Genomic DNA, 23,571 nt, shown 5'->3' with positions numbered 1-23,571 from the left:
AATCGTTACAAAAGGAAGAGGCCGGGACGTCATGTCCCGGCCTCTTCCGTTTTCTCCTGGCCCGACGCTTACATCGCGTTGATTGCGCCAATGGAGAAGAACAGGGTCTCGCCGGACGAGTCGTCGACGCCGTCATTATCGGTGACGACGTAGCCGTTTCCAGCGGCATCGACTGTGAAGCCCTCCACCTTGTCGACAACATAGCCATTCAGCGACTTCAGGTCGGGAATGAGGTCGCGCACCTCTTCCTTCTTGACCGCCGGCAGTTCGCCGCCGAGCTCAGCGGGCTTCAACTCGGTGAGCGCCACGCGATAGAGCTTCTTGAGCTTCGCGGCCTCGCCGATCAGATTGTCGCGTTCGATCAGATAGGCGTAGTCGCCATGGACCGAGATCTCCGAAAGACCGACCCAGCCGGCTTCGGACTTGTCGAGCGGATAGCGCACCGCGCCCCACTCCTTTGTCGCCGGCTTGTAGGAGACGAGCTTCACGAAGCCCTTCTCGTCGTCCTTCCACTCACGCTGGACTGCCATCCAGAGCGTGAGGCCGTCGCCCTCGCCGATTGCCGAGATCCCTTCGAAGCCGGAGCGGATTTCATTGGCGCGCAGTTCCGCCGGAAGAGCGATCTCCTGTTTGATCTCGCCCTTCTTGTTCACGTGGAGGAGTGCGTGGCTGTAAAGCTTGTCCGAGTCGCCTTCCGACGCCAGCCAGAAGCCGCCTTCGCCATCATTGGCAATGCCTTCGATATCGAGCTTTTGCGCAGCTGCGCCATCGCGGGTGATCGGCAGCGCCTCGGTGATCAGCGCCGGCTTCTGCGTCGCGTCGATCATGAAGATCGTCGGTTGCGACGAAAGAACGGAGTCGTTCACCGCCCGCAGGAAACCCGGCTTGTCGCCGACGGCCGCAAGGCCGGAAAGCGCGCCGAACCCGATTGGCAGACCGTCCTTTTCGGCGGAGCGAATCTGCGGGTAGGTGGCCTCCCCTTCGCCGCGCTTATAGATCATCACATGCGCCCGCGCGCCGCCGTCCTCGACGAGATCGACCTCGTTGGCGGTGGCGAACAGATTGCGGCCGGGAATGGCGACCGCGCCCTCGGGCGAGATCCCGGACGGCAGAAGCTGCAGCAGTTGCGGCTCGGCGCCGGTGTCCTTGTAGACGCCGACAATCGAGGCGCGCTCGGAAAGCACAAAGAACAGCTTGTCGTCGCCGTACTGCGCCGTTTCCATGCCTTCCGGCTCGATGCCCTTCGCCGAAGAGCGCTTTTCCGGGTAGTGGCCAATTTCGGCGATGGCGTGCTCCAGGCTTGCACCGGACTCGAACAGAAGCTTGCCGGCCGCGTCGAAGATCGTGAAGCCGCGTGAGCCGCCTTCGTAGTCGCCCTCATTGGCGACGACCAGACGGTTGTCGTCGAGCCACTTCACGGCATCCGGCTCGCGCTTGACCCCGGCCAGATCGCCCGCAAACGAAATGGCGCCGTCGCGCTTTGCGTCGACATTCTTGAGATCCACCGTACCGGCGGAGAAATGCGCCTTCACGGCCGCGGATTTGCCGTCGATGATGACGATGTGATTGTTTTCCTGCAGCGTCAGCGCAATCTCGTCCTTGCCGTTGAAGGCGACAAATTCCGGTTCCGGATCGTCGCCGGCGACTTCGGCAAGGCCGGTGAGCGTCACATGCTTGATCGTCGCGCAATCGGCGACGCCGTCCTTCAGCGACAGGATCACGAGATCGCCGGCCGGCAGCTGCGGGATCTGTCCGTCGTTGACGTCCTCGTCGCGCTCGTTCTCGATGGCGATCGCCGCAAGCGTCCGGTCCTTGTTGACGGTGACGGAATCCGGCTGGCCGCCGAGATCGCAAGTGGCGTCGACCTTTTTCGTCGCGACATCAACAACGGCAAGCAGGCCGGAGGGCTTGGTGAAGCTTTCGCGGGTGTTGACGGCGACCAGCGCCTTTGCGCCGGCGACAGCGACCGACGTCGGCTCGCCCTCGAAGGGTACGATGCCGCCGGCCTTCGGCGCGCGCGCGTCGGTGATGTCGATGAAGCCGATCCGCTTGCCGGGGCTGTCCGTATAGATGAGCGTGTTGCCGTCCTCGCTGGCGGCAATGATTTCCGCCGATGTTGGTGCCTTTTGGTCGACGCCTTCGGGCACGTTGCCGGCGACGGCAAAGGATGCAATGCGGTTAAAGACCTGTTCGGCCTGAGCGGCCGGCGCCGTCGATGCTGCGAGTGCCGCGGCCAAGGCGGCGGTGATGGAAAAAGCCCTCATTTATCCCTCCTGTCGCGGCGCGCGCCCGGGGATCAGGCCTTCCGACACCGCGTTCGCATCCGGAATCGCAGTTCGTCCGCCTCCGGATTTGAGGCTTGTGCAACCGTCCTGTAACAGCCCGATGACAGCGGAAGTTGAAATGAAAAGAGGCCCGGATCGACCGGGCCCCAATCAACCTGCCGGCGATCCTCGAGGAAGGCGGCAGATGGAACATGAACTTGCTTGCGGCCTCCATGGCGTTACCGCCGATCCGGAACCGCGGCCATCTCGAGGCCCTTTTGGACCTCGACACGTCCGATTAGTTGACGGCGTCCTTCAGGCCCTTGCCGGCCGTGAACTTCGGCACGTTGCGTGCCGGGATGTCAACTTCCGCACCCGTCGACGGGTTGCGGCCCTTGCTCGCTTCGCGGCGGGTCACGGAGAAGTTGCCGAAGCCGACGAGACGAATGTCGCCGCCGTTCTTCAGTTCACCCTGTATGGTCTCAAACACTGCATCAACAGCGGAAGACGCATCGGCCTTGGAAAGACCGGCCTTCTCGGCAACGGCAGACACGAGCTCATTTTTGTTCATGTTTCCACCCCTTTCATATTGGTTCGAAACGACTGTCTTCTTAAGCCGCGGCCGCTTGCGCACAGCCACGTCTTGCCATTCCCAATTGCGCCGAATCCCTTGAAAAGCAAGGCTTGGAGGGTGCTTTTACAACAGAAAAGACCGGCAAATGGCCGGTCTTTTCCGTTTTTCTGGGCAAAGGGCGCAACGGGGACACAGTCCCTGCCCTATTTGCGCGTCCTCAGTGGGCGATCGAGGCGCCCGCCTCGTCCTGCGAATCGACCGGCGAAATGGTGCCGGCATGGCTTGCCGGGTCCCATTCGATCGGCTCAGGACGCCGCGTCAATGCGTGCTCGAGCACCTCGCCCATCCGCGAAACCGGGATGATCTCGAGGCTGTTCTTCACATTGTCCGGGATCTCCGCAAGATCCTTGGCGTTCTCTTCGGGGATCAGCACCTTCTTGATGCCGCCACGCAGCGCCGCCAACAGCTTCTCCTTCAAGCCGCCGATCGGCAGGACACGGCCGCGCAGGGTGATTTCGCCGGTCATCGCCACATCCTTGGAGATCGGAATGCCGGTCATCACCGAAACGATCGCCGTCGCCATGGCGACGCCGGCCGACGGGCCATCCTTGGGCGTCGCACCTTCCGGCACGTGCACGTGGATGTCGCGCTTGTCGAAGAGCGGCGGTTCGATGCCGAAATCGATCGCACGCGAGCGGACATAGGAGGCCGCCGCGGAAATCGATTCCTTCATGACGTCGCGCAGGTTGCCGGTGACCGTCATACGGCCTTTGCCCGGCATCATCACGCCTTCGATCGTCAGCAATTCGCCGCCGACCTCGGTCCAGGCGAGACCCGTGACGACGCCCACCTGGTCGTCGCGCTCGGCTTCGCCATGGCGGAAGCGCGGCACGCCGAGATAGTCGGGAACGTTCTCAGCCGTCACTTCGACCTTCTTGGTCTTGCCCTTGAGGATCTCGGTCACGGCCTTCCGCGCAAGCTTCATCAGCTCACGCTCGAAGTTGCGAACGCCCGCCTCGCGCGTGTAGGTCTGGATCACCGCCATCAGCGCGCCGTCGGTCACGGAGAACTCGTTCGGCTGCAGCGCATGATCGCGAATCGCCTTCGGCAGCAGGTGCCGCTTGGCGATCTCCAGCTTTTCCTCTTCCGTGTAGCCGGCAATGCGGATCACTTCCATGCGGTCCATCAGCGGCGCCGGAATGTTCAGCGTGTTAGCCGTGGTGATGAACATCACGTTCGAGAGGTCGTACTCGACCTCGAGATAGTGATCCATGAAGGTCGAGTTCTGTTCCGGATCGAGCACTTCGAGAAGCGCCGAGGACGGATCGCCGCGGAAGTCCTGGCCCATCTTGTCGATCTCGTCGAGCAGGAAGAGCGGGTTGGACCGCTTCGCCTTCTTCATCGACTGCACGACCTTGCCGGGCATGGAGCCGATATAGGTGCGGCGGTGGCCACGGATCTCGGCCTCGTCACGCACGCCGCCGAGCGCCATGCGGATATATTCGCGGCCGGTCGCCTTGGCGATCGACTTGGCGAGCGAGGTCTTGCCGACGCCCGGAGGGCCGACGAGGCACAGGATCGGGCCCTTGATCTTTGCCGAACGAGCCTGAACGGCGAGATATTCGACGATACGCTCCTTGACCTTGTCGAGACCGAAGTGATCGGCGTCGAGCACCTTCTCGGCGTGGTTGAGGTCAGTCTTGATCTTCGACTTCTTGCCCCAGGGCAGGCCCAAGAGCCAATCGAGATAGTTGCGCACGACGGTCGCTTCGGCCGACATCGGGCTCATCTGGCGCAGCTTCTTCAGCTCCGCATCGGCCTTCTCACGCGCTTCCTTGGAGAGCTTCGTCTTGGCGATGCGCTCCTCGATTTCGGCCATCTCGTCGCGGCCATCCTCGCTGTCGCCGAGCTCCTTCTGGATCGCCTTCATCTGTTCGTTGAGGTAGTACTCGCGCTGGGTCTTCTCCATCTGGCGCTTGACGCGCGAACGGATGCGCTTTTCGACCTGCAGAACCGAGATCTCGCCTTCCATGAAGCCGAGCGCCTTTTCCAGGCGCATCTTCACGCTGGTCGTCTCGAGCATTTCCTGCTTCTCGACGATCTTGATCGACAGGTGCGAGGCGACCGTGTCGGCGAGCTTGGAATAGTCGTCGATCTGGCTGGCAACGCCGACGACTTCCGGCGAAATCTTCTTGTTGAGCTTCACGTAGCTTTCGAATTCGGACACCACCGAGCGGCTCAGCGCCTCGATCTCGACCGGGTCCTCTTCCGGCTCGTGCAGCACATGGGCGACCGCCTCATAGAAGTCGTCGCGGGTGGTGTAGCGATCGATCTCCGCCCGTGCACGCCCCTCGACAAGAACCTTGACGGTGCCATCGGGGAGCTTCAGGAGCTGAAGCACGTTGGCGATCGTTCCGACGCGGTAGATCGCGGAAGCCTCCGGATCGTCATCCGTCGCATTGATCTGGGTCGCCAGCATGATCTGCTTGTCGGTACCCATGACCTCTTCGAGCGCCCGGATGGATTTCTCGCGGCCGACGAAAAGCGGCACGATCATGTGCGGGAAGACCACAATGTCGCGCAACGGCAGAACCGGATAGGTCGCGCTTTCGGCCGGAGACGTTTTGTTCGTCATGTCTTTTCCTTTCCGTCCCGATTTCGGGCCCGTTCCCGGGAGCCTCAACGGCACTCCCGGCTGTCAAATTTCCTTCACGAAAGTGGAGTGCAACAGGGGCCATTTCAAGGCCGGGCGCAATCTCCGCCTCCGCGGACAATTCTTGTTTTCTACGCTGAGATGCTGATGCCGGCCTTACCTGGCTCCCCGACGCCGACGCTCGAACGCGTTCATTGAATCGTCGTATCATCGCGTTGTTGCGGACGTTTCGCAATATTCTATTCGATTGACCCCAATCATTTTGGGGCGAAATTGCGCAAGGCTTGACGAGTGCTCATGAACGCCGCGGATGAGAAATGGTCGGGACGGCGGCTTCACATCTTCGCGAGCAGCAAAGCCTGCCGGCACGCACGAAAAAGCCCGCACTCAGGCGGGCTCTCTCTGCATTATGGAGTGCTCGGTGATCAAGCCGAGACGTTGGTCTTCTCCTCGGAGCGATCCGAGTAGATATAGAGCGGCCGTGCCGTTCCCTTGACCACTTCGTCCGAGATCACCACTTCGCGAACGCCCTCGAGCGTCGGCAGTTCAAACATGGTGTCGAGCAGGATCTTCTCCATGATGGAGCGCAGCCCGCGTGCGCCCGTCTTGCGGACGATGGCCCTGCGGGCGATTTCGCGCAGCGCGTCCTCGTGGAAGGTCAATTCGACGTCTTCCATCTCGAACAGCCTCTGGTACTGCTTGACAAGCGCGTTCTTCGGCTCCGAGAGGATCTGGATCAGGGCATCCTCGTCCAAATCCTCGAGCGTGGCGAGAACCGGAAGACGGCCGATGAATTCCGGAATGAGGCCGAACTTGACCAGGTCTTCCGGCTCGAGATCGCGCAGCACTTCGCCGACCCGGCGATCTTCCGGCGCACGAACCGTGGCGCCGAAGCCGATCGAGGTCTTCTCGCCGCGGGCGGAGATGATCTTGTCGAGGCCGGCGAAAGCGCCGCCACAGATGAACAGGATGTTCGTCGTATCCACCTGCAGGAATTCCTGCTGCGGATGCTTGCGGCCGCCCTGCGGCGGCACGGAGGCGACGGTGCCTTCCATGATCTTCAGAAGCGCCTGCTGGACACCCTCACCGGAAACGTCGCGGGTGATCGACGGGTTGTCGGACTTGCGCGAAATCTTGTCGACCTCGTCGATATAGACGATGCCGCGCTGGGCGCGCTCGACATTGTAGTCGGCCGCCTGAAGCAGTTTCAGAATGATGTTTTCGACGTCTTCGCCGACATAGCCCGCTTCCGTCAGCGTCGTCGCATCGGCCATGGTGAAGGGAACGTCGATGATGCGGGCGAGCGTCTGCGCCAGATAGGTCTTGCCGCAACCGGTCGGGCCGACGAGCATGATGTTCGACTTGGCCAGTTCCACGTCGCTGCTCTTTGCCGCATGGGCAAGGCGCTTGTAGTGGTTGTGCACGGCAACCGACAGTATGCGCTTGGCCTGTTGCTGACCAATGACGTATTCGTCGAGGACTTTGATGATTTCCTGCGGCGTGGGAACGCCATCGCGGGATTTGACCATCGAGGTCTTGTTCTCTTCCCGGATGATGTCCATGCAAAGTTCCACGCATTCATCGCAGATGAACACGGTGGGCCCGGCAATCAGCTTGCGCACTTCGTGCTGGCTCTTGCCGCAAAACGAACAATAGAGGGTATTCTTCGAGTCACCGCCGTTGCTGCCGCTGACCTTGCTCATTTTCACTTCCTTCCAGCACGCCGGACACCTTCGGAAAGATATCACGGACCAGTCAATTCGCCTTGCGCACAGCGAGCAGCGCCGCGCAGGGTTCCTGGGAGTACTCACCGCCTCAGGGCAATGCCTGATTTCGGTTGCAACGACTCTCCCGTCGAAATCCGAATGCTATACCCTAAACACCAGCACAGCATTAACGGTTCATATTAACGGCTTTGCCCTTCCGATAAAGCCCTCAGCCGTTACAATTGTGTCACAATCGCGTCTACGGCGGCAGACGCGATCGGCTTCAACCCTGTTCGCCGCCCTCCGCGGCTTCGCGCGAGGTGATCACCTTATCGATCAAGCCCCAATCGAGCGCCTCGTCGGCACTCATGAAATGGTCGCGATCGAGCGTCTGCTCGACTTCCTCATAGGTGCGGCCGCAATGCTTGACATAGACCTCGTTCAAGCGGCGCTTCATCTTGAGTATGTCTCTGGCATGCCGTTCGATGTCGGAGGCCTGGCCCTGGAACCCGCCGGAGGGCTGGTGCACCATGATGCGCGCATTAGGGGTCGCAAAGCGCATGTCCTTGTGGCCGGCCGCCAGCAGCAGCGAGCCCATCGAAGCTGCCTGGCCGATGCAGAGCGTCGAGACTGCCGGCTTGATGAACTGCATGGTGTCGTAGATCGCCATGCCGGCCGTCACGACGCCGCCCGGCGAGTTGATGTAGAGGGCGATTTCCTTCTTCGGATTTTCCGCTTCCAGGAAAAGCAATTGCGCGCAGACGAGCGTCGCCATGTGGTCTTCGACCGGGCCCGTAAGGAAGATGATGCGCTCCTTGAGCAGCCGCGAATAGATGTCGTAGGACCGTTCGCCGCGGTTGGTCTGCTCAACAACCATCGGCACAAGCGCCATGGCCGTATCAACTGGATTTCTCATATCGAACCTTCATAGTCGGGCCCGCAATCCCTTCGCGGACCGGGAATCATCGGATAAGCCTCAGTCCTTACATAGAGTGTCAATGCCCTTCACTTCAAGTCGCGAACATTCGATAAGCTTAATGGTCGCAGCGCTTCGAACCAACGTTTTTCATTGACCCCGTCGTCCTCCGGATAGAACATTTTTTCAGGTCTGCGGCCCGATCGCGTCGCCATTTCAGCCTGCTCACAGGCATTCGCGACGTCGGGGTAAACGATCCGTAAAGCTAAAGCCCCTGCTGTCAGAGTTGGGATTCGAGCGGCAGGAAACGGATCGCTCCGGCGATCAGGCGACGGTGGGCACCGGCGTCGGGCTCGCGTGCGAGCAGCCGGGTCGCTCCGTTCGCCCGGTCGCGCCAGATGAGCCTTCCGTCTTCGAGCGCCAGCCGATAACTCCTCTCCGGCAGCGTCTCCTCGTCGAAGATGGACTGGAGTTCGGCGGCGAGCGCCGCGTCGGAGAAAATCACGCCCATCTCCGTATTGAGGGAAGCGGAACGCGGATCGAAGTTCATCGATCCCACGTAGCCGAACCTGCCATCGACGACGAAGGCTTTCGTGTGCAGGCTGGCATTGCGGGCGCCGAACAGCGACATGCGATGGCGGTCGATCACCTCGCCGTACTCCTTGAGTTCATAAAGATCGATGCCGCCCTCAAGCAGACCCCTGCGATACTTCATATAGCCGCCGTGCACGGCCGCGACATCCGTTGCGGCAAGCGAGTTCGTCAGCACCGCCACCCGCACGCCCTTGTTCGCAAGCGCCGTCAGCTGGCGCGTTCCCTCAGCCCCCGGAATGAAATAGGGGGAGATGATGCGCAGGTCGCGCTCGGCGCCGGTGATCAGCGGAAAAAGCTCGCGCAGCAGCCAGTTCTGCCGCTTCTGCAGCAGCGCCTTTTCGGGTGGATCGAAGGCGAGGCGGACGCCATCGCTTCGGTGAAGCCGGCGGCCGCCCCAATAGAGATCCGCTCCGGCCTCGGCGTCACTCACTCTTTCCAGATAGAACCGCGCCGCCGCCGTGCGCGCCAGCGTATCGAGCGTTTCGCAGAGCGCCGGCAGGTAGTGCTTGCGCGGCGTTCGAAGCGCCGCAATCGGCAGCACGGATGCGCTGTTCCAGTACTGGTCGAACATGGCCGTGGCCTGATCGGCGACCGGTCCGGTCAGCCAGACGTCCAGGTCGCGGAAGTTCGACAGTTCCGCCGCATCGAAATAGGCGTCGCCGATGTTGCGCCCGCCGGCAATCGCCACCCGGCCGTCGGCAATCCACAGCTTATTGTGCATGCGTCGCGTCGCGCTCAGGGCGCGCACCGCCATTTCAAAGCCGCGGCGGAAGCGGTCGGTGCGCGCCCGGCTGGGATTGAAGAGCCGCACGTCGATATTCGGATGCGCGTCGAGCGCGATGCAGAGCCGGTCGTGGAGACCGGCATTGATGTCGTCGAGCAGCAGCCGCACCCTCACGCCCCGGTCGGCCGCCCTGATGATCTCGCGGGTCAGGAGAAAACCCGTCAGCTCGTCCTTCCAGTAGTAATATTGCAGATCGAGGCTGCGGCCGGCGGAGCGGGCGGAATGGGCACGCGCGACGAAGGCCTCGATGTTGTCCGAGATCAGCGCAACCGCGCACTCGCCGGCATTTGCGGAAAGAAGCGACGCAACGCTTGCGTCGATCCGAGTCGGGTTGCCGCCGAGAGGCAGGGCGAAGGACTTGGGCGCCTGTGGACCGCGCCCGAACACGCCGTAGACATATAATGTCGCGGCGGCGACAAGAACCAGGAGAACGGCAAGAAAGAACGCAATCCAGAAGAACATCCCACGCCGTCCACAGCATCGGCTGCGTCCTCAGACTCGCCGCGGCTCCTTTAACATCTTGAATTCTCGACCAATTCTACTTGAAATTCGAACCCGATTTAAGACGCTCCTCGGACGCCTTCACGCCGACTCCAGATCGATCAACCCAGCGCGGCCATCGGTGCCGGCTTCCTTGAGAGCGGCCTTGAGATCAATCGACGCCTTCACCGGAAGGTGATCCGAAGCCACCCGCGCCAGCGGCGTGTCGTGCACCGACACCGACGTCACGAGATGATGCGGATTGCCAAGCACGCGGTCGAGCGGCAACAGCGGGAAACGCGATGGAAAGCTCGCAACTGTCGCATGGGTCGGGTCGAAAATGGGACTGAGGAAGCTCAGCGAAGAACGCCTACCCATGCGCCACTCGTTGAGATCGCCGATGAGCAGCGTCGGCCGGCCGACGCCGTCGGCCGCAACCCGCAGGATACTCTCCGCCTGCCGCGCCCGGGAGTGGCGCAACAGGCCGAGATGGGCGGCGATCACCCGCAGCGGTCCGACCTTGAGATCGAGATCGACGACCAGCGCGCCGCGCGGCTCGACGCCCGGAAGATTGAGCTGCCGAACGTCCGATACCGCGCCTTCCCTGAGCAGGAGGACATTGCCATGCCATCCATGGCCCTTTTCCGAAAAAGGGGAGATCGGCACCGAAACAAGATGGGCCTCGCGTCGCAGGTGCTCGAGATCCAGAAGCCCGGCGCGTTCGCCAAACCGCTGGTCGGCCTCCTGGAGCGCGACGATATCCGCGCCGATCTCGGTGATGACCTGAGCGATGCGGCCCGGATCGAAACGCCCGTCGGTGCCTACGCATTTGTGAATATTGTAGGAGGCGATCACGATATCGCCACGGCTCACGGCCGCGTCGCGATTGACCACGGTCGGCCGCCGTTTCCGGATCGCGGCCATGATGCCCGCGGAAAAACTGCCTTGCGTTCTTGCCATGCCGCTCCCTGCTGCTGCCGCATCATGCTCAATGAGATCGATCATTGCCACTGAAAAAGTCGATATTGCGGATGTTGTTCCTCGAGGCCGATGCCGATCGATTGCTCTTGCCGCAATCCCGCCCGGCGCAATAGAGATGGGGGTGGAAGTATCAGCCTGCCTATTTATCGAGAGCCCGATATCATGTCTCCAGCCCCCGGCATTACCATCGACGGCCCCGCGCGGCGCGTTTCTCTCGACGTTCGCAACCCCGACTTTTTCCGCAATCCACTGCCAGCCTATGGCGCACTCCATGCGCAATGTCCGGCCTTCTTCTGGGAAGAGCCGCAACAGTGGTATTTCGCAGGCTACGACCAAGTAAACGCCCTTCTGCGCGACCGCCGATTCGGCCGTCAGATTCTGCATGTGGCGACGCGTGAGGACCTCGGCCTTTCAGAGCCGAAACCGCATCTCAAGGATTTCGACGCGCTCGAAGAGTATTCGCTGCTGGAGCTCGAACCGCCGGCCCATACGCGGTTACGCACGCTCGTCAACCGGGCCTTCGTTTCGCGGCAGATCGAGCAGCTTCGGCCGGATATCGAAACGCTCTCGCATGCGATCATCGACGGTTTCAAAAAGGACGGCGAGGTCGAACTCTTGAAGGCCTATGCCGAGACGATCCCGGTCACCATCATCGCCCGCATGCTCGGCATTCCGGTCGAGGCCGCTCCTCGCCTTCTCGACTGGTCACATCGCATGGTGAAGATGTATGTCTTCAATCCGAGCGTCGAGACCGAACTCGACGCCAACCAGGCTTCCACCGAATTTGCCGCATATCTGAAGGACATCATCGCGGAAAAGCGCGTCAGCCCGGCAGACGACCTGCTGACCCATATGATCCGTTCGGAGAAGGACGGCGAGCGCTTGTCGGAGGCCGAATTGATCTCGACGACGGTGCTGCTTCTGAATGCCGGTCACGAGGCGACCGTTCACCAGATCGGCAACGCGGTCAGCACCATCCTGAAATCCGGCTTTTCTCCTGACCAGCTGTTTGCGAGCGAGGAAGCGACGGCGCGAACCGTGGAAGAATGCCTGCGATTCGCCGCGCCGCTGCACATCTTCCAGCGCTATGCCCTTTCGGATATCGAACTGGAGGACGGCATCTCTCTCAGGAAGGGCGACAAGATCGGCCTGATGCTCGGTGCGGCCAATGTCGATCCGCGCAAGTTCACCGCCCCTGACACGTTCAGGCCGGACCGCGATGAGGGCGCCAATGTCTCCTTCGGCGCCGGCTTGCACTTCTGCATCGGCGCGCCGCTTGCGCGGCTTGAACTCAATCTTTCCCTGCCTATCCTCTTCCGCCGTCTGTCCGGGCTACGGCTCAAGGACGAGCCGCCGGTCAAGGACAGCTTCCACTTCCATGGGCTGGAGCGGCTGGATCTCGTCTGGTAGCCGGGAAGGCCAGACCTCCTTCGTTCAGAGTCGATTAAGCATAACGCCTTATTCGGCTCTGAACGGAACCGTCACAGGAGCCTGCCGATGTCACTGGTCAAGTTCACGAGCCTGGTTTTCTTCAGCCTTGCCTTGAGCGGCTGCCAGAGCGAGCTGGCAACGGTCGCCGACGCAGCCTTCAGGAAGCCGCCCGGGCTCCCGGTCACCCAACGTGATCCGGGTCGGCCGATGCCCCCCGCAACGCCAGCCGATCCGCCGACGCTTCCCTCCACGCCGCCAGTCGAGAACGTCGACGCCAAGCCAGGCTGCGACGCGGAGGTTCTGTCCAAGCTGAAGGCGCCCGGAACCAATCCGGTTGCGCTCACTTGCAGCCTTCGCCTGGCCTCCGCCGATGTCATCACCCATCCGCTGGTCTTCGAGGGAAGTGCCGCTTCCGGATCGGTGCTCGACTGCGGCGGCGGAACGCTCGATGTCAGCGCAGGTCAATCGCGCAAGGAGAAGACCGCCATCGCGGTTCGTTCCAGGGAAGCCGGCTCCGACGCCTGGGATGCGCCCTCGAACGTGACGATCCGCAATTGCAGGATCAAAGGATTCGTCCGCGTCTACGGGCTCGGCGAGAACGCCAATGGCGGAATCATGAAGGCATCATCACGAAACCCCAACCACACCGCCTTCGCCCAGGCATCGGCTCCGAAGAATGTGCGCCTCGAAAATATCACCTTCGACGCTCCGGATGGCATCCCCTTCTATGTGGGGCCCGGCGTCACCAACGCGGCTCTCGTCAATTCGAAAGTCAACGGCCGGTCGACGGCCGTCGCCGTCTATCTCGATGCGGAGTCCGCCAACAATACGATCAGCAACAACGTCTTCGGAATATCCACTGAGAAGCGGGAATTGATCGCCATCGACGGCTCGGCGAACAACCGGATCACCAACAACATCTTCGAGCGCTCCGACAATGGCGGCATATTCGCTTATCGCAACTGCGGCGAAGGCGGCGTCATCCGGCACCAGAAACCGCAGCACAATCAGATCGTCGGCAACACCTTCCGCTACCGGTCCTCCTTCCTCGCCCGGCCGGCGGTCTGGCTGAATTCCCGCAACGGCAGCAGCAGCTATTGCTTCACGGACCCGGCCTACCCCTTCGGCAGCAGCGCCAGCAATCGCGATTTCGCGCAGAACAACGTGGTGCGCAACAACAAGCTCGAAGGCGGATCGGACAGCCTCATCCGCAACGACGATCCGACCAACGACATCGGCGGCAATACGGCGACCGGCGGATAGGCGCGCCGAAAACCGCCGCGCGTCAAAGCCGAATCACGTAGTCCTTGCGGGTCGTCTCGACGACCTCCCAAGTCCCCGTAAAACCCGGCCGCAGGACCAGGCTGTCGCCGGTCCTGAGGTGGACCGGCTGTCCGCCGTCCTCGGTGAGGACCGAATGGCCGGATAGAACGTGGAAATACTCCCACTCATCATAGGCGATCCGCCACTTTCCGGGTGTTGCTTCCCAGATGCCCGCATATAGCCCGTCCGGCGCTTCTTCGAGATTCCAAGTGCGGAACTCCGGGTTCCCGGAAATCACTCGGTCGGGGGCCGGGACACCGATCTCCGGCTCAACCGAAGCAAGGTCGAATTTCAGCACGTGACTCATGGGGCACCTCTGTCGGAGCGGCGCATCCGTCGCCGGTTCAAATTGCAGGCTCGTCGCATACGTGCGGCGCGATCCTACGACTTCATGGCAGGCTCGGCGGCGAGATGAACTGATAATAGGCCCACACCAGCACCAACGCGGCTGTAACCGCGATCCAGATAAGAGCTTTCCGCTGCAGTGGGTTGGCAGTCCTCTGCTCCGGCTTTGGTTTCCGTCGTTCGAACTTAACGATATTGTCGTCGCTCATGTCGTCCCCTTAGTCGGCGGTGTATCTCATCAAATTCTTGCGAGCGCCTGCTCCAGGTCGGCGATGATATCGTCGATATCCTCGATACCGATCGACAGGCGGACGACATCGGGCCCCGCCCCCGCCGCGACCTGCTGCTCGGACGTAAGCTGTCGGTGAGTGGTCGAGGCGGGGTGAATGACCAGAGAACGGGTGTCGCCGATATTGGCGAGGTGCGAAAACATTTCGAGGCTCTCGACGAGGCGCTTTCCCGCCTCGTAGCCGCCCGAAAGACCGAAGGTGAAGACCGCGCCCGCGCCTTTCGGCGAATAGCGCTTCTGAAGGGCATGGTTCGGGTCGTCCTCGAGCCCAGCGTAACGGACCCACGAGACCTTTTCCTGCCCCTGAAGCCACGTCGCAACGGCGAGCGCGTTGTCGCAATGGCACTGCATCCTCAGCGGCAGGGTCTCGACGCCGGTCTGGATCAGGAAGGCGTTGAAAGGCGAGATCGCCGGTCCGAAATCCCGAAGTCCCAGAACGCGCGCGGCGATCGCAAAGGCGAAATTGCCGAAGGCCTGGTGCAGCACGATGCCGCCATATTCCGGGCGCGATTCGGAGAGAAGCGGATATTTCCCGGATTTCGACCAGTCGAACGTGCCGCCATCGACGATGATCCCGCCCATCGAGTTGCCGTGGCCGCCGATGAACTTGGTCAGCGAGTGGACGACGATATCGGCGCCATGCTCCAGCGGCCGCACCAGATAGGGCGTCGCCATCGTATTGTCGACGATCAGCGGCAGTCCGTGCTGGCGCGCGACTTCGGCGATAGCGGCGATATCGACGAAGATGCCGCCGGGGTTGGCAAGGCTTTCAATGAAGATCGCCTTGGTTTTCTCATCGATCTGCGTCTCGAAGCTATCGGGGTCGTCGCAATCGGCCCAGCGCACCTGCCAGTCGAAGGACTTGAAGGCCTGGCCGAACTGGTTGACGGAGCCACCGTAAAGCTGCCTTGCGGCGACGAAATTGTCGCCCGCGCCCATGATGGAATGGAAGACGAGAAGCTGGGCCGCGTGCCCGGAAGCGGTGGCCAGCGCCGCCGTACCGCCCTCGAGCGCTGCAATGCGCTCCTCCAGCACCGCCTGCGTCGGATTCATGATGCGGGAGTAGATGTTGCCGAACTGCTGCAGGCCGAAGAGCGCCGCCGCGTGATCCGCGTCGTTGAAGACGAAGCTCGTCGTCTGGTAGATCGGCGTCGCCCGCGCGCCGGTCGTCGGGTCGGGCTGCGCCCCCGCATGGATGGCGAGGGTGCTGAAGCCGGGGCCGGTCTTCGTCATTCCTATCTCCATGGTTCGGTCAGCCGATCAGGCGCGGATATTCGATCGCCGGACACCGGTCCATGACCACGTTGATGCCGGCCGCCTCTGCCGTCGCGGCTGCCTTGTCGTCGCGGACCGACAACTGGCCCCATATCGCCTTGGGCGGATTCGGCAGCGCGAGAATTTCGTCTACCAGTGCGGGCAAGGCGTGGGCGGCGCGGAAGACGTCGACCATATCTACAGGCTCGTCGATATCCGCGAGCCGTGCCACCACGGTCTGGTCGAGGATCGTCCGGCCCGCATGACCCGGATTGACCGGGATGACGCGGTAACCCTTGCGCAAGAGGAAGGCCATCACACGATGGCTCGGTCGCTCCGGCTTCGGCGACGCGCCGACGATAGCAATAGTTCTCGTCTCGCGCAGGATGTCGGCGAGGTAGTGATCCGGGTAGACATCGTGGTTCATGCTGTCGTCCAAGTAGTGTTGTCGTTGCCGCGCGATAGTTGGGGCGCCGCGGCAACGAGTCAACCAAGCCTGTGTTCGTACCCGGCCATATGCACGGTTTCGTTTGCCGGTTAGCGCTCTCTCAACGCCGATCCTGCGAATCCGGTTGCATTTCGAGCGAAGCAAAGCGACAAACGCGGAGAATTCCCTCCGAAACGCCCGCAGAGGTTCACCTTGCCGCTTGATGTCATCGCGCTCGTGCTCTTCGGGGCGCTGCTGCACGCGATCTGGAACGCGCTGGTCAAGGCGGGCTCGGAAAAGTCGCTTGATGCCGCCATGATTGCGCTTGGCGCCGCGGTCGTGGCGCTGCCTTTCTTGCCCTTCCTGCCGCTGCCCAATCCCGCAGCGTGGTCGTATATCCTCGCTTCGGCAGTCCTCCAGTTCGCCTATTTCCAGCTCGTGGCCGCCTCCTACCGCGCCGGCGACATCGGTCTCGTCTATCCGCTGATGCGCGGCGTGGCACCGCTTATCGTCGCCGCGACCAGCAGCATCGTCGTCGGCGAGCATCTGACCGGCGGCGCGCTCGCCGGCATCCTGACGATCTCGGCCGGCGTGCTGACGCTCGCCCTCGAATCGCGCAAGGGTGGAAAACAGGCCATCGGGCTGGCGCTCTCAAATGCCTGCGTAATCGCCAGTTACACTTTCGTCGACGGTATCGGCGCGCGGGTATCCGGCAATGCAATCTCCTACACGCTGTGGATGGCCCTGCTGCCGCCCGTCCTGCTCTTCGCCTGGGCCTTTGCCAGCCGCGGCGTCAAGCCCGTGCTGCGGCACGTACGGCACCATTGGTGGCGCGGCCTCATCGGCGGAGCGGGTTCGATCGGCGCCTACGGGCTGGCGCTCTGGGCTATGACCAAGGCACCTGTCGCGACCGTCGCCGCCCTGCGAGAGACGGCGATCCTGTTTGCCGTGGTAATCTCCGTCGTCTTTCTAAAGGAACGCGTCAGCGTCTGGCGCATTGCGGCTGCCTGCGTCATCGCGCTCGGAGCGCTGCTGCTAAGACTGGCTTAGTCTTCCTTCCACTCCGGCATGCGTTTGCCGATAAACGCGCCGATCCCTTCCTGCGCATCGCGTGCCAGCATGTTCTCGACCATCACGCCGACCGCATAGTCATAGGCGTCGGCGAGCGGCATCTCGGCCTGACGGTAGAAGGCCTCCTTGCCGATCCTCAGTGCCTGCGGCGACTTCGAGGCGATGACGGAGGCATATTTGTCGACAACCTGACGCAGATATTGCTGCGGCACGATCCGGTTGACAAGCCCGAAATCCTTGGCGGTCGAGGCGTCGATCGTCTCGCCCGTCAGCAGCATTTCCATCGCCTGCTTGCGATGGGCCGCGCGCGACAGGGCTACCATCGGCGTCGAACAGAAGAGGCCGATATTCACGCCCGGTGTGCAGAAGGTCGAGCTGTCGGTGCAGATGGCGAGATCGCAGCTCGCAACCAACTGACAGCCGGCCGCCGTCGCGAGACCGTCGATCTCGGCGATGACCGCCTGCGGTAGCTTCGCGATCTTCAGCATGATGTCGGCTGCCAGGCGGATGGCACTCTCAAAAAAGGCTCTGCCCGCATCCTCATCGGCGCGATGCGATGTCATCTCCTTCAGGTCGTGGCCGGCGGAGAAGACCTTGCCCGTGGCCGCGATGACGACGACCTTGATCTCCTCAGCGCCGGCAACGGCGTCGAGTTCGGCCGCAAGCGCCTGCATCAGTGCGATCGACAGCGCGTTGGCCGGAGGGTTGTTGAGGGTCAACCGCAAGACCGGACCGTTCGTTTCTCTCAGCAACAGCCCGTTCGGCTCTTCCTTCTTGAATGCAACGACATCCGCCATGGTCTTCTCCCGTTCGCCGTAGGTCGGCCCGTGGTACGCCGCCGCTAGCGGTCTTTCAACCCCGGCGGCGTTTCCGTCTAAGACCATTTTCCGGCTTGCGCGACAGGCTCGGACGTCCTGTAACGGCCGTCAATAATGGAGGGATATGCATGACCTTGCAGCCGATCATGACCGTCGAGGAGCTCAATCGCTTCCTCGACACGGATTTCCCGCAGGTCCATACGGACGGCAAGATTTTCGCCGTGACGGCTACCGGTCCTGGTTTTGCGACGATGCGGCTCGACCCGAGCGAGCGCCACATCCGCCCGGGCGGCACCGTTTCCGGACCGACGCTGTTCGCGCTTGCCGACGTCTCGGCCTATATCGCGCTGATGGCGCATATCGGTCCGGTCGCGCTCGCGGTGACCACGAATCTAAACATCAACTTCCTGCGCAAGCCTGAGCCGGAGCCGCTCGAATGCACCTGCCGGATTCTGAGGCTAGGCAAGCGGCTTGCGGTCCTCGATGCCTCAATTACACCCGTTGGCGGCAACGATCTGGTGGCGCATGCCACCGCGACCTATTCGATTCCGCCCCGCCGACATGTGGTATCATAAAACCACATTCGTAACAGGTTGATTTTATAGGGTAATCTTTTAGAGCTCCGAGAACTCTGTACTTGACCTGATTTTCGCGCTTGCGTATAAGCTGCCCGCAGATCGCGGTCCTCTGGGGCCGCCTTCTTTTTTGGCCTCATCAAAGCCAAAGCAAGCAACAAGAAACGCCCGGCTCGCTTCCGGGTCCAACGAAAGAGTTTAGATATGGCAACCTTCGTTCAGAAGCCTGCAGAGGTGGAGAAGAAGTGGATCCTCATCGACGCCGAAGGCCTCGTTGTCGGTCGCCTCGCTTCCATCATCGCAAACCGCCTGCGCGGCAAGCATAAGGCCACCTTCACGCCCCACGTCGACGACGGCGACAATGTCATCGTCATCAACGCCGAGAAGGCCGTTCTCACCGGCAAGAAGTACACCGACAAGAAGTACTACTGGCACACCGGCTATCCCGGCGGCATCAAGGAGCGCACCGCTCGCCAGATCATCGAAGGCCGCTTCCCGGAGCGTGTCATCGAGAAGGCCGTTGAGCGCATGGTTCCGCGCGGCCCGCTCGGCCGCCGCCAGATGAAGAACCTGCGTGTCTACGCCGGCACGAACCACCCGCATGAAGCACAGCAGCCGACCGTCCTCGACGTCGCTAAGCTGAACAGCAAGAACACAAGGAGCGCCTGATAATGGCTGACCTTTCCGCCCTCAAGGACATTGCCACGACCGCGGAACCGGCCGCTCCGGTTCACGTCAAGAAGGTCGACGCGCAGGGCCGCTCCTACGCGACCGGCAAGCGCAAGGACGCCGTCGCCCGCGTTTGGGTGAAGGCCGGCTCCGGCAAGATCACCGTCAACGGCAAGCCCTTCTCGGCTTACTTCGCCCGCCCGGTTCTGCAGATGATCCTGCAGCAGCCAATCGTCGCCGCTGCCCGTGACGGCCAGTTCGACGTCGACGCGACCGTTGCCGGCGGCGGCCTCTCCGGCCAGGCCGGTGCCGTTCGTCACGGCATTGCCAAGGCGCTGACCTACTTCGAACCGGGCCTGCGCTCCGTTCTGAAGCGTGGCGGCTTCCTCACCCGCGACAGCCGCGTCGTCGAGCGCAAGAAGTACGGCCGTGCGAAGGCACGCCGTTCGTTCCAGTTCTCCAAGCGCTAATCGCGCCCACGGATTACGAAATCGAAAGGCGGGGCTTTCAGCTCCGCCTTTTTCTTTTGCGGATCGATGATGGGAGCATCGGATGCCCTTCGCCAAATTGCCTGCCCCGCCCTACTATGTCGTCTGCTTCTCTTCCGCCCGGACCGACGGCGACAACGGCTATGGAGAAATGGCCGAGGCCATGGAGGAACTGGCGCGCAAGCAGCCCGGCTTTCTTGGGCTAGAGGGCGCTCGCGGCAGTGACGGCTTCGGGATCACCAATGCCTTCTGGGTCGATGAAGATTCCATCGCGGCCTGGAAAAGAAACGTGGATCATCTCGCCGCGCAAAAGTGGGGCCGCGCCGAATGGTACAGCCATTATGAAGTGCGGGTGGCGCGGGTCGAACGCGCCTATGGCTTCAGCAAGGCAGAGGTTTGAAGATGGCCCCGAAAACGATCGATCATGCGATTACCGCCGGTTCGCTGCGCAGTGCCGCCACGGACCCTACTCATGCCGGCGTGCTTTCCTTCATGCGGCGCAAATATTCGAAGCGGCTCAATGGCGTGGACGCCGTCGTCTGGGGCATTCCCTTCGACGCCGCCACCTCCAATCGTCCCGGCGCGCGTTTCGGTCCGCAGGCGATCCGCCGGGCGTCGGCGATCTTCGACAATGATCCCCAGTACCCGTTTCAGCGCAATCTCTTCGCCGACATGGCGACAATCGACTACGGCGACTGCCTGCTCGATTATGGCAACCATGCCAAGACTCCAGCCACGATCGAGCGCGAGGCGACGAAGATCCTGAAGTCGGGAGCCTACCTCTTGACGCTTGGCGGCGACCATTTCGTCACCTATCCGATCCTTAAGGCGCACGCGGCGCTCCACGGCCCCCTCGCGCTGGTGCAATTCGACGCGCATCAGGATACCTGGCCGGATGAAAAGGGACGTATCGACCACGGCTCCTTCGTCGGCCGGGCCGCGCGGGAGGGGCTGATCGACGTCGAGCGTTCGATCCAGATCGGCATCCGCACGCATGCGCCGGACGACTGCGGCATCCGCATCGTTCATGGCTACGAGGTCGAGGAGATGCGCGCCGAAGAGATCGCCGACACTATCGTCCGGCATGTCGGCAGCCATTCGGCCTACCTGACCTTCGATATCGATTGCCTCGACCCGGCCTATGCTCCGGGCACCGGCACGCCGGTCGCGGGCGGTCCGTCCAGCGCCAAGGTCCTCTCGGTGCTGCGCAAGCTGGGAGCGCTGCATATTGCCGGCAGCGACGTCGTCGAGGTGGCGCCCGCCTATGACCATGCCGACCTGACCGCCATTGCTGGCTCGACCATCGCCATGTATATGCTGGGCCTCAGGGCCGAATGGCTGGCGGAACGACGCGGCTGATCGCTGGCGTTCAAGAAACTGATTCAAGTCTATGCCAGATTGATTCCGGAAACCCCGGTAACCATCTGCAGGAGCAGGAAAATCATGAAACCGAAGATCTTCATCGATGGCGAACACGGCACGACGGGCCTGCAGATCCGGACGCGCATGGCCGGCCGTTCCGATCTCGAGCTCCTGTCGATCCCGGAAGCGGAACGCCGTAACGCGGCGATGCGTGAAGACCTTCTGAACAGCGCCGACATCGCCATCCTCTGCCTGCCGGACGACGCCTCGCGCGAAGCGGTCGCCATGGTCGCCGGCAACAACCGGGTCAGGATCATCGACACATCGACAGCGCATCGCGTCGCGCCCGACTGGGCCTATGGCTTTGCCGAGATGGACAAGACGCAGCCCGCCAAAATCCGTGACGCGCGGCATGTCTCCAATCCCGGCTGCTACCCGACCGGCGCAATCGGCCTGATCCGGCCGCTGCGCCAGGCGGGCATCCTGCCGGACGGCTATCCGGTAACCGTCAACGCCGTCTCCGGTTATACCGGTGGCGGCAAGCAGATGATCGCGCAGATCGAAGACGAGAATCACGCCGACCGCATCAGCGCGCCGCATTTCCTCTACGGCCTCCCGCTCAAGCACAAGCATGTGCCGGAAATGAAGATGCACGGCCTGCTCGAGCGCGCGCCGGTCTTCTCACCGTCCGTCGGCAAGTTCGCGCAGGGCATGATCGTCCAGGTGCCGCTTTACCTCGACGACCTCGCCGCCGGGACGACGCTTGAAAGCATCCATGCCGCGCTCGCCGTGCACTACGCCGGCCAGTCGATCGTCGACGTGGTTCCGCTTGCCGAAAGCGCAAGGCTTGCCCGGATCGACGCAACCGAGCTTGCCGGCATGGACACGATGAAGCTCTTCGTTTTCGGCACCCCTGGTGGTGCTCATGTGAACCTCGTCGCCCTGCTCGACAATCTCGGCAAGGGCGCCTCGGGCGCGGCGGTCCAGAATATGGACCTGATGCTGTCTGCCTGACAAAGGCTCAGAAAACAAAACCCCGGCAGTCACCGCTGCCGGGGTTTTTCTTTGCGCCATGCGAGCCGCGGATTAGTTGCGAACTTCGATCGCCGTCGGCCTCGGAAATTCGCCGATGAAGCCGCGCCAATGGGCGATCGCGAAGCCGAGTACGACAAGCGCGCCCGCCTGGTGAAGCACGCCCCAGCCGATCGGCACCTGTAGAAGGAGTGTCGTGATCCCGATCGCCGCCTGAGCGGTGACGAGCGCGAAGAGAAGCGCGGAACGGCGTGCATGAGTGGTGCCCGGCGCAGCCCTCAGCGACACGACCATATGCATGAGCACCAGCGCGAACAACAGGTAGGCGCCGCTGCGGTGCAGGAATTGCACGGTCTTCGGATTCTCGAAGAGGTTGATCCAGCCGGGCTGCTGAACGAAGAGATCCCCCGGCACGAGGGCGCCATCCATCAGCGGCCAGGTATTGTAGCTCAAGCCGGCGTCGAGACCGGCGACCAGGGCGCCCAGATAGATCTGGAAGAGGCTGATCGCTGCGATAATGCCGGCGATCGTTTGCGACCTTTGCGTCGGCGCCGCATCGCCGGAATGCGGCGAAAGCCCGCGATAGATCCACATGCAGGCGGCGAAGATCAGACAGGCGATCACCAGATGCGTGGCAAGGCGGTATTGGCTGACTTCCGTGCGCTCGACGAGACCGGAGGAGACCATCCACCAGCCGATAAAGCCTTGGAAGCCCCCGAGCGCCAGAATGCCAAGAAGCGGCAGCCGCAATCGCGGCTCGATCCGCCCGGTCAGCCAGAAGAACAGCAGCGGCAGGGCGAAGACCACGCCAATTCCGCGCGCGAGCAGCCGGTGCGCCCATTCCCACCAGAAGATCGTCTTGAACTCCTCGACCGTCATTCCCTTGTTCATCTGCTCATACTGGGGAATGCGCTGGTAAAGGCGGAACTCCTCCTCCCATTCCTCCGCGGACAGGGGCGGAACCACGCCATGGACCGGCTTCCATTCGGTGATCGACAGACCGGACTCCGTCAGGCGCGTCGCGCCGCCGACAATCACCAGGGCAAACAGGGCGAACAGGACGACCGCGAGCCAGCCGCGGATCTGCCGGCGATTGCGCTCGGCTCTGTCGATCTCGCTCCGCAGCGTCTGTTCCCTTGCCAGTTCGGCATGCGCCATGAGGTCTTCCTCGTTTGTCGGCGACAACCTCGTCGGGACGGGTTGCCGCCAAGCGTTCGAAAGCCGTTGATTTGCACCAGAGCGGCGTGCAAAACAAGGCCGAAGCCTTTGCGGCATGCCGTCGCGGCCAGCTCGATTCTGCCATCCGAAAGAAGTCCGATGCCCGTACGCCTCAGAAAACTCATCGGCACCGTCCTCATCATCATTCTTGTCATCGTCTATGCGCTGGCGGCGGTCACCTTTGCTTCCCTCCTCCTCGGCACCTCGCCCTGGTGGGTGCATCTTCTCTATTTCTTCTTCACCGGGCTCCTGTGGATCCTTCCGGCGATGCTGATCATCAAGTGGATGGAAAAGCCCGCAAACAATCGCTGACCGGC

General features: G+C 62.3%; 23 protein-coding genes. 10 read left to right on the top strand and 13 right to left on the bottom strand.

Annotated elements, in window-relative coordinates; translation table 11 throughout:
* Positions 1-68 precede the first annotated feature (68 nt).
* The 7 genes from ATC00_RS04955 to ATC00_RS04925 form a co-directional block, all read right to left on the bottom strand.
* Entirely contained in the window at positions 69-2,264 is a 2,196-nt protein-coding gene (locus ATC00_RS04955; protein WP_064252158.1) for an esterase-like activity of phytase family protein, read from the bottom strand.
* 298 nt (positions 2,265-2,562) lie between these two features.
* The gene (hupB, locus tag ATC00_RS04950; protein ID WP_037389073.1) at positions 2,563-2,835 is read right to left on the bottom strand and encodes a DNA-binding protein HupB; all 273 of its coding nucleotides are present in this window, start codon (positions 2,833-2,835) and stop codon (positions 2,563-2,565) included.
* Between the two features lie 220 nt (positions 2,836-3,055).
* Positions 3,056-5,473, bottom strand: coding sequence for an endopeptidase La (gene lon / locus ATC00_RS04945; protein ID WP_064252157.1), 2,418 nt, complete (start codon positions 5,471-5,473; stop codon positions 3,056-3,058).
* 443 nt (positions 5,474-5,916) lie between these two features.
* Positions 5,917-7,194 (bottom strand): ATP-dependent Clp protease ATP-binding subunit ClpX, encoded by a 1,278-nt coding sequence (gene clpX, locus ATC00_RS04940; protein ID WP_018239383.1) that lies wholly within the window; start codon positions 7,192-7,194, stop codon positions 5,917-5,919.
* Positions 7,195-7,480: 286 nt separating this feature from the next.
* Complete coding sequence (gene clpP / locus ATC00_RS04935; RefSeq protein WP_037389081.1) at positions 7,481-8,113, bottom strand: ATP-dependent Clp endopeptidase proteolytic subunit ClpP; 633 nt, start codon at positions 8,111-8,113, stop codon at positions 7,481-7,483.
* 280 nt (positions 8,114-8,393) lie between these two features.
* Positions 8,394-9,953, bottom strand: a complete 1,560-nt coding sequence (locus ATC00_RS04930; RefSeq protein WP_064252156.1) for a phospholipase D family protein — start codon at positions 9,951-9,953, stop codon at positions 8,394-8,396.
* Between the two features lie 120 nt (positions 9,954-10,073).
* Entirely contained in the window at positions 10,074-10,931 is an 858-nt protein-coding gene (locus ATC00_RS04925) for an endonuclease/exonuclease/phosphatase family protein (RefSeq protein ID WP_037389343.1), read from the bottom strand.
* A gap of 183 nt (positions 10,932-11,114) precedes the next feature.
* On the opposite strand from ATC00_RS04925, the gene ATC00_RS04920 reads away from it, so the two are divergent.
* Entirely contained in the window at positions 11,115-12,362 is a 1,248-nt protein-coding gene (locus ATC00_RS04920) for a cytochrome P450 (RefSeq protein WP_064252155.1), read from the top strand.
* Positions 12,363-12,449: 87 nt separating this feature from the next.
* Positions 12,450-13,646: a NosD domain-containing protein gene (locus tag ATC00_RS04915; protein ID WP_064252154.1), complete on the top strand. Its 1,197-nt coding sequence runs from the start codon at positions 12,450-12,452 to the stop codon at positions 13,644-13,646.
* Positions 13,647-13,668: 22 nt separating this feature from the next.
* Here ATC00_RS04915 and ATC00_RS04910 read toward each other — a convergent pair whose 3' ends face one another.
* From ATC00_RS04910 to ATC00_RS04900, 4 genes are all read right to left on the bottom strand, one after another.
* On the bottom strand, positions 13,669-14,013 hold the full coding sequence (locus ATC00_RS04910; protein ID WP_037389091.1) for a cupin domain-containing protein: 345 nt from the start codon (positions 14,011-14,013) through the stop codon (positions 13,669-13,671).
* A gap of 82 nt (positions 14,014-14,095) precedes the next feature.
* A complete protein-coding gene (locus ATC00_RS32875) occupies positions 14,096-14,260 on the bottom strand; it encodes a hypothetical protein (protein WP_082912036.1) in 165 nt (54 codons plus the stop codon).
* Positions 14,261-14,289: 29 nt separating this feature from the next.
* Positions 14,290-15,573: an O-acetylhomoserine aminocarboxypropyltransferase gene (locus ATC00_RS04905; protein ID WP_064252153.1), complete on the bottom strand. Its 1,284-nt coding sequence runs from the start codon at positions 15,571-15,573 to the stop codon at positions 14,290-14,292.
* A gap of 19 nt (positions 15,574-15,592) precedes the next feature.
* Complete coding sequence (locus ATC00_RS04900) at positions 15,593-16,021, bottom strand: CoA-binding protein (protein WP_037379971.1); 429 nt, start codon at positions 16,019-16,021, stop codon at positions 15,593-15,595.
* Positions 16,022-16,234: 213 nt separating this feature from the next.
* Between ATC00_RS04900 and ATC00_RS04895 the strand changes: the two genes are divergently transcribed.
* Entirely contained in the window at positions 16,235-17,071 is an 837-nt protein-coding gene (locus ATC00_RS04895) for a DMT family transporter (RefSeq protein ID WP_064252152.1), read from the top strand.
* Here the strand turns inward: ATC00_RS04895 and ATC00_RS04890 are convergent.
* Positions 17,068-17,889, bottom strand: coding sequence for an enoyl-CoA hydratase (locus ATC00_RS04890; protein ID WP_064252151.1), 822 nt, complete (start codon positions 17,887-17,889; stop codon positions 17,068-17,070). The genes ATC00_RS04895 and ATC00_RS04890 overlap by 4 nt on opposite strands.
* A gap of 149 nt (positions 17,890-18,038) precedes the next feature.
* Here ATC00_RS04890 and ATC00_RS04885 point away from each other — a divergent pair, with 149 nt between their 5' ends.
* The 6 genes from ATC00_RS04885 (at position 18,039) to argC (ending at position 22,018) form a co-directional block, all read left to right on the top strand.
* Positions 18,039-18,485 (top strand): PaaI family thioesterase, encoded by a 447-nt coding sequence (locus ATC00_RS04885; protein WP_064252150.1) that lies wholly within the window; start codon positions 18,039-18,041, stop codon positions 18,483-18,485.
* A gap of 204 nt (positions 18,486-18,689) precedes the next feature.
* A complete protein-coding gene (rplM, locus tag ATC00_RS04880) occupies positions 18,690-19,154 on the top strand; it encodes a 50S ribosomal protein L13 (protein ID WP_014327963.1) in 465 nt (154 codons plus the stop codon).
* Between the two features lie 2 nt (positions 19,155-19,156).
* Positions 19,157-19,624, top strand: coding sequence for a 30S ribosomal protein S9 (rpsI, locus tag ATC00_RS04875; protein ID WP_018239369.1), 468 nt, complete (start codon positions 19,157-19,159; stop codon positions 19,622-19,624).
* Positions 19,625-19,706: 82 nt separating this feature from the next.
* On the top strand, positions 19,707-20,042 hold the full coding sequence (locus ATC00_RS04870; protein ID WP_064252149.1) for an antibiotic biosynthesis monooxygenase family protein: 336 nt from the start codon (positions 19,707-19,709) through the stop codon (positions 20,040-20,042).
* A 2-nt stretch (positions 20,043-20,044) separates the two neighbouring features.
* Positions 20,045-21,001: an agmatinase gene (speB, locus tag ATC00_RS04865; RefSeq protein ID WP_064252148.1), complete on the top strand. Its 957-nt coding sequence runs from the start codon at positions 20,045-20,047 to the stop codon at positions 20,999-21,001.
* 84 nt (positions 21,002-21,085) lie between these two features.
* Entirely contained in the window at positions 21,086-22,018 is a 933-nt protein-coding gene (argC, locus tag ATC00_RS04860) for an N-acetyl-gamma-glutamyl-phosphate reductase (protein WP_064252147.1), read from the top strand.
* A gap of 72 nt (positions 22,019-22,090) precedes the next feature.
* Here the strand turns inward: argC and ATC00_RS04855 are convergent, their stop codons facing one another.
* Entirely contained in the window at positions 22,091-23,194 is a 1,104-nt protein-coding gene (locus ATC00_RS04855) for a COX15/CtaA family protein (RefSeq protein WP_064252146.1), read from the bottom strand.
* A 159-nt stretch (positions 23,195-23,353) separates the two neighbouring features.
* Here ATC00_RS04855 and ATC00_RS04850 point away from each other — a divergent pair, with 159 nt between their 5' ends.
* Positions 23,354-23,566, top strand: a complete 213-nt coding sequence (locus ATC00_RS04850) for a DUF2842 domain-containing protein (protein ID WP_037379956.1) — start codon at positions 23,354-23,356, stop codon at positions 23,564-23,566.
* Positions 23,567-23,571: the final 5 nt, after the last annotated feature.

Origin of the sequence: Sinorhizobium americanum (assembly GCF_001651855.1) — a bacterium.
Lineage (GTDB): Bacteria > Pseudomonadota > Alphaproteobacteria > Rhizobiales > Rhizobiaceae > Sinorhizobium > Sinorhizobium americanum.
The sequence above is the reverse complement of the archived record's forward strand: the minus strand, read 5'-3'. Positions and strand labels throughout refer to the sequence as shown.